11 protein-coding genes are annotated in these 10,864 nt (G+C 61.6%); 8 read left to right on the top strand and 3 right to left on the bottom strand.

Annotated features, from left to right (window positions below):
* The first annotated feature begins 33 nt into the window (after positions 1-33).
* The 3 genes from soxG (at position 34) to fdhA (ending at position 3,150) form a co-directional block, all read left to right on the top strand.
* Positions 34-666 (top strand): sarcosine oxidase subunit gamma family protein, encoded by a 633-nt coding sequence (gene soxG / locus V9L13_RS18275; RefSeq protein ID WP_034155013.1) that lies wholly within the window; start codon positions 34-36, stop codon positions 664-666.
* Positions 667-887: 221 nt separating this feature from the next.
* Positions 888-1,745, top strand: coding sequence for a formyltetrahydrofolate deformylase (purU, locus tag V9L13_RS18270; RefSeq protein ID WP_003228959.1), 858 nt, complete (start codon positions 888-890; stop codon positions 1,743-1,745).
* A 205-nt stretch (positions 1,746-1,950) separates the two neighbouring features.
* Entirely contained in the window at positions 1,951-3,150 is a 1,200-nt protein-coding gene (fdhA, locus tag V9L13_RS18265) for a formaldehyde dehydrogenase, glutathione-independent (protein WP_027610665.1), read from the top strand.
* 215 nt (positions 3,151-3,365) lie between these two features.
* Here the strand turns inward: fdhA and V9L13_RS18260 are convergent, their stop codons facing one another.
* Entirely contained in the window at positions 3,366-4,040 is a 675-nt protein-coding gene (locus V9L13_RS18260) for an anti-sigma factor (protein ID WP_338800178.1), read from the bottom strand.
* Complete coding sequence (locus V9L13_RS18255; protein WP_338800177.1) at positions 4,037-4,672, bottom strand: sigma-70 family RNA polymerase sigma factor; 636 nt, start codon at positions 4,670-4,672, stop codon at positions 4,037-4,039. The genes V9L13_RS18260 and V9L13_RS18255 overlap by 4 nt, the downstream gene beginning before the upstream one ends.
* 148 nt (positions 4,673-4,820) lie before the next feature.
* On the opposite strand from V9L13_RS18255, the gene V9L13_RS18250 reads away from it, so the two are divergent.
* Entirely contained in the window at positions 4,821-5,378 is a 558-nt protein-coding gene (locus V9L13_RS18250; protein ID WP_338800176.1) for a DUF2780 domain-containing protein, read from the top strand.
* Position 5,379: 1 nt separating this feature from the next.
* On the opposite strand, the gene V9L13_RS18245 is transcribed toward V9L13_RS18250, so the two are convergent.
* Positions 5,380-6,267, bottom strand: a complete 888-nt coding sequence (locus tag V9L13_RS18245) for an acyltransferase (protein WP_338800175.1) — start codon at positions 6,265-6,267, stop codon at positions 5,380-5,382.
* A gap of 310 nt (positions 6,268-6,577) precedes the next feature.
* Here V9L13_RS18245 and V9L13_RS18240 point away from each other — a divergent pair, with 310 nt between their 5' ends.
* From V9L13_RS18240 to creD, 4 genes are all read left to right on the top strand, one after another.
* A complete protein-coding gene (locus tag V9L13_RS18240; protein WP_103486433.1) occupies positions 6,578-7,084 on the top strand; it encodes an ATP-dependent zinc protease in 507 nt (168 codons plus the stop codon).
* A 68-nt stretch (positions 7,085-7,152) separates the two neighbouring features.
* Complete coding sequence (gene creB, locus V9L13_RS18235; RefSeq protein ID WP_338800174.1) at positions 7,153-7,833, top strand: two-component system response regulator CreB; 681 nt, start codon at positions 7,153-7,155, stop codon at positions 7,831-7,833.
* Complete coding sequence (gene creC, locus V9L13_RS18230; RefSeq protein WP_338800173.1) at positions 7,833-9,251, top strand: two-component system sensor histidine kinase CreC; 1,419 nt, start codon at positions 7,833-7,835, stop codon at positions 9,249-9,251. Before creB ends, creC begins: the two co-directional genes overlap by 1 nt.
* A 202-nt stretch (positions 9,252-9,453) precedes the next feature.
* Positions 9,454-10,824 (top strand): cell envelope integrity protein CreD, encoded by a 1,371-nt coding sequence (gene creD / locus V9L13_RS18225; protein WP_338800172.1) that lies wholly within the window; start codon positions 9,454-9,456, stop codon positions 10,822-10,824.
* Positions 10,825-10,864: the final 40 nt, after the last annotated feature.

Below are 10,864 nucleotides of genomic sequence, written 5' to 3'. Positions count from 1 at the left end.
GGACCGGACCAACAGAATTGAGATAGGTGCTTTATGACCACAGCCAACGTGTACCAACAACGCCCGACCACCGGGGCCCGTGCCGAGTCGTCGCTGCACCATGCCGACCTCGCCAGCCTGGTCGGCAAGGGTCGCAAGAACGCCGGCGTCATCGTGCGTGAAAAGAAACTCCTCGGTCACCTGACCATTCGTGGCGATGGCCACGATGCAGCCTTCGCCGCCGGTGTGCACAAGGCCCTCGGCATCGAATTGCCGGGCGCTCTGAGCGTGATCGTCAAAGGTGAAACCAGCCTGCAGTGGATGGGCCCGGACGAGTGGCTGCTGATCGTGCCAAGCGGTGAAGAGTTCGCCGCCGAGCAGAAACTGCGCGAGGCGCTGGGCGATCTGCACATCGCGATCGTCAACGTCAGCGGCGGCCAGCAAGTGCTCGAACTGAGCGGGCCGAACGTGCGTCAGGTGCTGATGAAATCCACCAGCTACGATGTGCACCCGAACAACTTCCCGGTCGGCAAAGCGGTGGGCACGGTGTTCGCCAAATCGCAGCTGATGATTCGCCACACCGCCGAAGACACCTGGGAACTGCTGATCCGTCGCAGCTTCTCGGATTACTGGTGGTTGTGGTTGCAGGATGCTTCGGCCGAGTACGGCCTCAGCGTTCAGGCGTAACACTAAGTGGTTGCCGCGATTGCTTCTTGTGGCGAGGGAGCTTGCTCCCGCTCGGCTGCGAAGCAGTCGCAAAAACCTGCGAGCGCATTCTTTCTGGAAGAACGCGGTTGCTGATCTTGGGGTTGCTTCGCAACCCAGCGGGAGCAAGCTCCCTCGCCACAGAACGCCCTCGCCACAGAGTTCACTCTGCTCACAGATGTTGAAACAGGAGTCACCGCACCATGAGCCGCGCCCCAGACACATGGATTCTGACCGCCGACTGCCCCAGCGTGCTCGGCACGGTGGACGCGGTGACGCGTTTTCTGTTCGAGCAGGGTTGCTACGTCACCGAGCACCATTCGTTCGATGACCGGCTCTCGGGCCGTTTCTTCATTCGCGTGGAATTCCGTCAGCCCGACGGCTTCGACGAGCAGTCCTTCCGCGCCGGCCTCGCCGAGCGTGGTCAGGCGTTCGGCATGGTCTTCGAGCTGACCGCGCCGAACTACCGGCCAAAAGTGGTGATCATGGTTTCCAAGGCCGATCACTGCCTCAACGACTTGCTCTACCGCCAGCGCATCGGCCAGTTGTCGATGGACGTCGCGGCGGTGGTGTCCAACCATCCGGATCTCAAGCCTTTGGCCGACTGGCACCAGATTCCCTACTACCATTTCCCCCTCGACCCCAACGACAAGCCGGCGCAGGAGCGTCAGGTGTGGCAGGTGATCGAAGAGTCCGGCGCCGAACTGGTGATCCTCGCCCGCTACATGCAGGTGCTGTCGCCGGAGCTGTGCCGCAAGCTCGATGGCAAGGCGATCAACATCCATCACTCGCTGCTGCCGGGGTTCAAGGGTGCCAAGCCGTATCACCAGGCCTACAACAAGGGCGTGAAGCTGGTCGGCGCGACGGCGCATTACATCAACAACGACCTCGATGAAGGGCCGATCATTGCCCAGGGCGTCGAGGCGGTGGATCACAGTCATTACCCCGAGGATCTGATTGCCAAGGGGCGCGATATCGAGGGCCTGACCCTGGCCCGGGCGGTGGGTTATCACATCGAAAGAAGGGTGTTTTTGAACGCCAATCGCACGGTCGTTCTCTAGATCGCTTTCGCGAGCAAGCCCGCTCCCACAGGGGATTTGTGTTGAAACACAAGTCTCTGTCACACAAAAGATCAACTGTGGGAGCGGGCTTGCTCGCGAAGGGGCCATAACTGACAACGCAAGACCAACAAGCAATAACCCGAGCACTTAACGCGCTGCCTGCCTGGGCAACGCGGTTCCATAAAAACAACAGCGAGGTGAAAGCATGTCTGGCAATCGTGGTGTGGTGTATCTCGGCGCTGGCAAGGTCGAAGTGCAGAAAATCGACTATCCGAAAATGCAGGACCCGCGCGGCAGGAAGATCGAGCACGGGGTGATCCTGCGTGTGGTATCCACCAACATTTGTGGCTCCGACCAGCATATGGTGCGCGGCCGTACGACGGCGCAGACCGGTCTGGTGCTGGGCCATGAAATCACCGGCGAAGTGATCGAAAAAGGTTCCGACGTCGAGAACCTGAAAATCGGCGACCTGGTCTCCGTACCGTTCAACGTAGCTTGCGGGCGCTGCCGTTCCTGCAAGGAGCAACACACCGGTGTCTGCCTGACCGTCAACCCGGCGCGTGCCGGCGGTGCTTACGGTTATGTCGACATGGGCGACTGGACTGGCGGTCAGGCCGAGTACGTGCTGGTGCCGTACGCCGACTTCAACCTGCTGAAACTGCCGGATCGCGACAAGGCCATGGAGAAAATCCGCGACCTGACCTGCCTCTCCGACATTCTGCCGACCGGCTATCACGGTGCGGTGACGGCGGGCGTTGGCCCGGGCAGCACCGTTTATATCGCGGGCGCCGGCCCGGTCGGTCTGGCCGCGGCTGCCTCGGCGCGTTTGTTGGGGGCGGCGGTGGTGATCATCGGCGACGTCAACACCATCCGCCTGGCGCACGCCAAGGCTCAGGGCTTTGAAGTGGTCGACCTGTCCAAGGACACGCCGCTGCACGAGCAGATCGCCGCGCTGCTGGGCGAACCGGAAGTCGATTGCGCGGTGGACTGCGTGGGCTTCGAAGCCCGTGGTCATGGCCATGACGGGGTGAAAGCCGAAGCACCGGCCACTGTGCTCAACTCGCTAATGGGCGTGGTGCGTGTGGCCGGCAAGATCGGTATTCCGGGCCTGTACGTGACCGAAGATCCGGGTGCCGTGGACGCCGCCGCGAAAATGGGCAGCCTGAGCATCCGCTTCGGTCTGGGCTGGGCCAAATCCCACAGCTTCCACACCGGCCAGACCCCGGTGATGAAGTACAACCGCCAACTGATGCAGGCGATCATGTGGGACCGCATCAACATCGCCGAAGTGGTGGGCGTGCAAGTCATCAGCCTCGATCAGGCGCCGGAAGGTTACGGCGAGTTCGATGCCGGTGTGCCGAAGAAGTTTGTGATTGATCCGCATCGGTTGTTCAGTGCGGCGTAAGCTTCAGGCAGTGCAGAACGGCGACCTCAAGGTCGCCGTTTTTTATTGGGATGAGCATTAAACCTGTGGCGAGGGAGCTTGCTCCCGCTCGGCGGCGAAGCCGTCGTAAAATCCACACATGCGCCGTCTCAGGAAAATTACCCACACAAGATTTGGGCCGCTTCGCAGCCCAGCGGGAGCAAGCTCCCTTGCCACAGAGGTTTGTCGTGCCAGAGTCAGAGAGCCGCTAAGGCGCCTTGGTAAAGCACCGGCCCGGTCGGCTGCCCGGTCGGCGAGCCACCCTTCGGCTCCAGACTCACCGCCAGCGCAATCGGCTGGCCGATCAAGACTTTCTGCGCCGCGCTCAATTCAACCTTGCCCTTGCCCCCCGCCGGAATCACCCCCAGCGAAATCGGCTTGCCATCCGCTGGAATCGCCCACAATTCCAGGCTGCGATCAGGCCCGACTGCCGCCAATGTCAGCGGCTCGACTTGCAGATAATCGGCATGCGCCTCGACCTTCAGTGCCGGCTGCGCGTCGGCGGTCAGCAGGGTGGCGCGGTAGCGGGCGTCATCGCGGTTGTACAGCGAGCCGAGGAATACCAGGATCACGATCGAACACAGCGCGGCGGTGACCCGTAGCCAGTTCCAGAACGGACGTTTTTCCGGGACGTGCAGCACTTGCGGATCGATCCGCGCGGTGATGCCTTGCCACACCCGATCCGGCACCGGTTGCTCCGGCAGCGTTTCGGTAAGGCTGGCAAGGCTCTCCTGCCACTGCGCCAACTCGCTTCGCAGTGCTGCGTCATCCAGCAGCAATTGTTCAAAGCGCCTGCGCGCTGCCGCAGACATCAGGCCAATGGCGTAATCGGCAGCGAGGGCGCGGCGCAGGGCGGGGGTCTGGTAGTTCATGATTCAAGGCACCTGCGCAGACGCTCCATGCCACGACGAATCCACGACTTCACCGAGCCCAGCGGTGCGGCCAGGTGTTCGGCCAGTTCCGAGCAGGAAAGGCCCTGGAAGTAGGCGACGCTGATCGACTGGCGCTGCATGCCGTCGAGGGTGTCCAGGCAGCGATGCAGCGCGCTGGCTTCGCGGCTGCTGTTCAACAGGTCGTGGGCTGAAGGGCCATCGTCCGGCAGGGTGTCCTGTTCGAAGTCGGTCAGCGGCCGTTCGCGCTGTTTGCGTAATTGGTCGATGGCCTGATTGCGAGTGATGTTGATCATCCAGGTCAGCGGCGCCGACAAGTGGGCTTCGTAGCGCGAGGCGTTGTTCCAGATGCGCACGAAGCTTTCCTGCAACACGTCCTCGGCCAGATCCGCCCGGCCCATGACGCGCAGGGCCACGCCGTGCAGACGCGGGCCAACGCTGCGATAGAGCGTTTCGAACGCAGTACGGTCACCCAGTGAGCACTGGGCCAGCAGCTGGCGCAACTGATCAGGGTCGGCGATGGAAATGACGGCTCTCCAGGCAATGGGCGGGCGACGAGGGCGGTGCTCGGGCTGTTCACAGGCTAGTTCAGGGACAGCGCTTGTGCCATTCATCTCGGGTTATCCGCGGTTTCACGTTTTATATACGTGGGCATGCTGAAAATGGATGCGCCGGCGAGGAACATGCTGGCTGAAACCCGGTCAAATCGGCAGTTTTGCCGCCCATTGAGGGGCGGTCACCACAGCGCAAGAGGATGTCTGAATGAAGATTTCACGCGGTATTGCCTTGGCTTCACTGATGACCCTTGCGGCTGGCCCGGTGTTTGCCGGCTTCAGTCTGGACGATGTGACAAAAGCGGCTGCAAGCATGCAGGGTGGCAACGCTGCCACCGCCGCCGCGCCGACCTCGGAAACGGCTGGTTTGCTGAAAGCAGTCACCGATCTCGGCGTTACGCCGCAGCAAGCCGTCGGTGGCACCAGCGCCATGCTTGGCCTGGCCAAGAACCAATTGAGCAGCACCGATTATTCGCAGTTGGCCAAAGAAGTGCCGGGCATCGACAAACTGTCGGGCGGTAGCGGCAACCTGGCGGCGTTGAGCGGGTTGCTCGGCTCGTCGGGCAAATCCGCCGGGCTGGAAAACGCGCTGGGTAACGTCAAGAACACCAGCGACCTGAACAATGCCTTCGGCGCGTTGGGCATGGACAGCGGCATGGTCGGCCAGTTTGCCCCGGTGCTGCTCAAGTACTTGGGTGACCAAGGCGTCGGCGGCCCGCTGCTGCAGAGCCTGGGCAGCATCTGGGGCGCCGGCACCGGTAGCTGATTCAGGCGCGCTCGCCGCGCAGTTGGCTGATGCGCTGATCCTTCTCGGTCCAGAGCTGGTTGACCCAGTTCTGGACCTGCTGGCGAAACAGCGGATCATTCTCGTAATCGCCCTGCGACAGCGCCGGGTCGAGTTCGCGGGTCTGGATGTCGACGATCACCCGCGGCACGCTGCCGCTGATCAAATCCCAGAACCCCGGAATCTTCTGCTGTGGATAGACCACGGTCACGTCGAGCAGCGCATCCAGCTGTTCGCCCATCGCCGCCAGAACAAATGCCACGCCACCCGCCTTGGGTTTGAGCAGGTGCTTGAACGGTGATTGCTGCTGCGCGCTTTTCGCCGCGGTGTAGCGAGTACCTTCCAGATAATTCACCACCGTTACCGGCTGGCGCTTGAACAGCTCGCAGGCCTGTCGGGTGATTTCCAGATCCTTGCCGGCCAGCTCCGGGTGCCTGGCGAGGAACGCCTTGCTGTAGCGCTTCATGAACGGGTAATCCAGCGCCCACCACGCCAGACCGAGGAGCGGCACCCAGATCAGTTCTTTCTTGAGGAAGAACTTGAAGAACGGCGTGCGCCGGTTGAGGGTCTGGATCAGCGCTGGAATGTCGACCCACGACTGGTGGTTGCTGACCACCAGATACGAGGTGTCACCGCGCAGGTCTGCGCCGCCACGAATGTCCCATTGGGTGGGGATGCACAGGCGAAAGATCAGCTTGTCGATTTCCGCCCAGGTCTCGGCAATCCACATCACCGTCCACGAGGCGTAATCGCGCCAGCGCCCCGGCGCAATCAGTTTGAGCAGGGCAAAGACCAGCAATGGCCCGATCAGAATCAGGGTGTTGAGCAACAGCAGCAGGGTGACGAAACAGCCGGTGAGCAGGCGGCGCATAAGCAACTCTATGAAGGCGGATGGGCGCGCCATGATAAGTGGCTTCGGGCGACAGGCCAAATTGATGGTGACGAATGTTTCACTTTTGGCTGGCTATGCTGGAGCTGATTACTGTGCTGGCAGGGCTGGCCTCTTCGCGAGCAAGCCCGCTCCCACAGTGGATCTTCAGTGTGCATGCCATCTTCAACAGATCCCCGATCCCCTGTGGGAGCGGGCTTGCTCGCGAAGGCGGATTCAGGGCGAACGAATTGCCCAATGGCTGTCTAAAATCTCGCGTCTGACGCCCTCATTTTCCAAGGAAGCCCTCTACGTGAAATCCCTCCTTGCACTGTTTGCCCTCGTCGCCCTGCCGGTCATGGCCGCCGAGCCGACCCTGTACGGGCGTTACGAATACATCGCGCTGCCGGAAATTGGTGGTGAGGTGCTCAAGGCCAAGATGGACACCGGCGCACTGACCGCTTCGCTGTCGGCCAAGGACATCGAGACCTTCACCCGTGATGGCGAAGACTGGGTGCGTTTTCGCCTCGCTACCAAGGATGCCGATAACAAGGTCTACGAGCACAAGGTCGCGCGGATCAGCAAGATCAAGAGTCGCTCCGACGAGGACGATGAAGATCGCGACGTCACCGAAGTCGCCAAGCGTCCGGTGGTCGATCTGGAGCTGTGCCTGGGCAACGTCAAGCGCACCGTTGAGGTCAACCTGACCGACCGCAGTCACTTCAACTATCCCCTGCTGATCGGCGCCAAGGCCCTGCGCGAGTTCGGCGCGGCAGTGAACCCGGCACGACGTTTCACCGCCGACAAGCCGGACTGTTAAGTGGTCTCATTGACGTAAGGTCAGGCTTGGGGCACCGTTCGCGCACTTAACCCATGGGCTCGGACGCCATGCCTCATATCCTGATTGTCGAAGACGAAGCGGCGATTGCCGACACGCTGATTTTTGCCCTGCAGGGCGAGGGGTTTGCCACCACGTGGCTGAGCCTCGGCGCGGCGGCGCTGGAGCATCAACGGCAGACCCCGGCTGACTTGATCATTCTCGACATCGGCCTGCCGGACATCAGCGGTTTCGAAACCTGCAAACAGCTGCGGCGCTTCAGTGAAGTGCCGGTGCTGTTCCTCAGCGCCCGGGACGCCGAGATCGACCGGGTGGTGGGGCTGGAGATCGGCGCCGACGATTACGTGGTCAAGCCGTTCAGCCCGCGTGAGGTCGCCGCGCGGGTCCGGGCGATTCTCAAGCGCATGGCGCCGCGTCCCGTGGTTGAAACCTCCTCGGCGCTGTTTCGCATCGATCCCGAGCGCGTGCAGATCGTCTACCGGGGCCAGCCGCTGAATCTGACCCGCCACGAATTCCGCCTGTTGCAATGCCTGCTCGAACAACCGCAGCGAGTGTTCAGCCGCGAGCAATTGCTCGACGCGCTGGGGGTTGCCGCCGACGCCGTCTACGAGCGCAGCATCGACAGCCACATCAAGAGCGTGCGCGCCAAACTGCGTCTGGTGCGGGCCGACGCCGAGCCGATCCAGACCCATCGCGGCCTCGGCTACAGCTACAGCCCGGGACACAGCTGATGTCGCTGGGGCTGCGGATTTTTCTGGTGTATGTGCTGTTTGTCGGCCTGACCGGTTATTTCGTGCTCAACACGGTGATGGAAGAAATCCGCCCGGGTGTGCGCCAGTCCACCGAAGAAACCCTGGTCGACACCGCCAACCTGATGGCGGAAATTCTCCGTGATGATTTCAAGGCCGGCACGCTCAGCGAGAACCGCTGGCCCGAATTGCTGCGCGCCTACGGTGAGCGCCAGCCACAGGCGACGATCTGGGGCCTGCCGAAAAACCAGGTCAACCACCGCATCTACGTCACCGACGCCAAAGGCATCGTGGTGCTGGATTCCAGCGGCGTGGCGGTCGGGCAGGATTACTCGCGCTGGAACGACGTCTACCTGACCCTGCGCGGCGAATACGGCGCGCGCTCGACCCGCAGCGATCCGAACGACCCGGCGTCCTCGGTGATGCACGTCGGTGCGCCAATCCGCGACAACGGGCGGATCATCGGCGTGGTCACCGTGGCCAAACCCAACAGCTCATTGCAGCCTTATGTTGATCGTACCGAGCGGCGCTTGTTGTTTTACGGTGCCGGGCTGATCGGCCTCGGCCTGCTGTTCGGCGCCTTGCTGTCGTGGTGGCTGAGCCGCGCGCTGCACCGTTTGACCGGCTACGCCAAAGCGGTGAGTGAAGGGCGCCGGGTTGAAGTGCCGCATTATCGTGGCGGCGAGCTGGAACAACTGGCCACGGCGCTGGAGCAGATGCGTACCCAGCTCGAAGGCAAGGCTTACGTCGAACGCTACGTGCACACCCTGACCCATGAATTGAAAAGTCCGCTGGCGGCGATTCGCGGTGCGGCGGAGTTGCTGCAGGATGAGATGCCAGCGATTCAGCGCCTGCGTTTTGTCGGCAACATCGACAGCGAAAGCGCGCGGATGCAGCAGTTGATCGAGCGCCTGTTGAACCTCGCGCAAGTCGAGCAGCGGCAGGGGCTTGAGGAGCGGGTGGCGGTGCCGCTGGCAGGACTGGTCGACGAGTTGTTGCAGGCGCAGGCAGCGCGGATCGAAGGCCGGCGGCTCAAGGTCGAGCAGACGATTGCGTCGGATCTGTTGCTGATCGGCGAGCCGTTTCTGCTGCGTCAGGCGTTGGGCAATCTGCTGGAGAATGCGCTGGATTTCACCCCGATCGGCGGGTTGCTGCGTTTCAGTGCCGAGCGTGTTGGAGAGCAGGTCGAGTTGCGCTTGTTCAACGAAGCGGCGGCGATTCCCGAGTACGCCTTACCGCGTTTGAGTGAACGGTTTTATTCATTGCCGCGTCCGGACAGTGGGCGCAAGAGCACCGGTTTGGGGCTGAACTTCGTTGAAGAGGTGATGAAGTTGCATGGTGGGTCGATGCAGATCCGCAACGTCGAGAATGGCGTGGAACTGACTTTGCGCTTGCCTTGAAACCGCGTCGCTGCCTTCGCGAGCAAGCCCGCTCCCACAGGGGGGGTGTTGAAACACAGGTCTCTGTCACACCAAAGATCAACTGTGGGAGCGGGCTTGCTCGCGAAGGGGCCGGTGCAGTCTCCACACAATCTCCATATTCCCCCCACATTCCCCTCATACATCAACACCAGACTCTGCCCATCCAAACAGGGAGAGTCCCATGAACAAGAATCTGACCATAAAGCTCGGGGCGATTGCCCTGTTGATCCTGCTGTTGCTGATACCGCTGCTGATGATCGACGGCATCATCGATGACCGCCAGCAACGGCGCGATGGCGTGCTTGAAGACATTGCCCGCAGCTCCAGTAACAGCCAGCAACTGAGCGGGCCGGTGATGGTGGTGCCGTATCGCAAAGTGATTCATAACTGGAAGCTCAACGACAAAACCAACCAGCGCTACGACGAGCCAAGTGAAGAACGCGGTCGTCTGTATTTTTTGCCGGAGCGCTTCGAACTCGATGGCCAGGTGCAGACCGAGTTGCGCAATCGCGGTATTTACGAAGCGCGACTGTTCCACGTCGACAATCGCATCAATGGGCATTTCTCGTTGCCGGCGCAGTTGGGGATCCAGGAAGATTTTGCCGACTACCAGTTCGATGCGCCGTTTCTGGCGGTGGGCATCAGCGATATTCGCGGCATCGAAAACGCGCTGAAACTGGAAGTCGACGGCCAACGTCTGGACTTCGTGCCCGGCACCCAGGTCGGCTGGCTCGGCGAAGGGGTGCGGGTCACGTTGCCGGCGCTGGACACCCGTAACGCCACGGAGCTGACCTTCGGTTTCGACCTGCGTCTGCAAGGCACCGGTTCATTGCAGGTGCTGCCGGTGGGCAAGACCAGCCACGTCAGTCTTGCCGCCAACTGGCCGCATCCAAGCTTTGTCGGCAACTTCTTGCCGGGCAAACGCGAGATCAGCGATCAGGGTTTCAGCGCGGATTGGCAGACCACGTTCTTCTCCACCAACCTGCAAGAAGCCATGAGCCGGTGCGTCATGGGCAATGACTGCGAGGCGTTCAACGGGCGCAGTTTTGGTGTGAGCTTCATCGATCCGGTGGATCAGTACCTGAAGAGTGATCGGGCGATCAAATATGCGCTGTTGTTCATCGTCCTGACGTTCGCCGGTTTCTTCCTGTTCGAAGTGCTCAAGAGTCTGGCGGTGCACCCGGTGCAATACGCGTTGGTCGGGGTGGCGCTGGCGTTCTTCTACCTGTTGCTGCTGTCGTTGTCGGAGCACATCGGCTTTGCCCTGGCGTATCTGCTGTCGGCCAGTGGCTGTGTGTTGTTGATCGGGTTTTATGTTTGCCACGTGCTGCACAGCGTGCGTCATGGCCTGAGCTTTTCTGTGGGATTGGCGGCGTTGTATGGCCTGCTGTATGGCCTGCTGAGCGCCGAGGATTACGCGCTGCTGATGGGCTCGCTGCTGTTGTTCGGCCTGCTCGGGGTGTTCATGGTGCTGACGCGCAAACTCGACTGGTACGGGATCGGGCAGAAACCGGCCAAGCCGCTGGAGTTTGATGTGGAGGCGATGCAATGAGCGGGTTGCGTGAGGATCAGCGCTGGAAGGAAGAGTTGGT

Source organism: Pseudomonas sp. RSB 5.4 (assembly GCF_037126175.1).
In the GTDB taxonomy this organism is placed as follows: Bacteria; Pseudomonadota; Gammaproteobacteria; order Pseudomonadales; family Pseudomonadaceae; genus Aquipseudomonas; species Aquipseudomonas fluorescens_H.
This window is presented reverse-complemented; position numbering and strand designations above follow the sequence as displayed.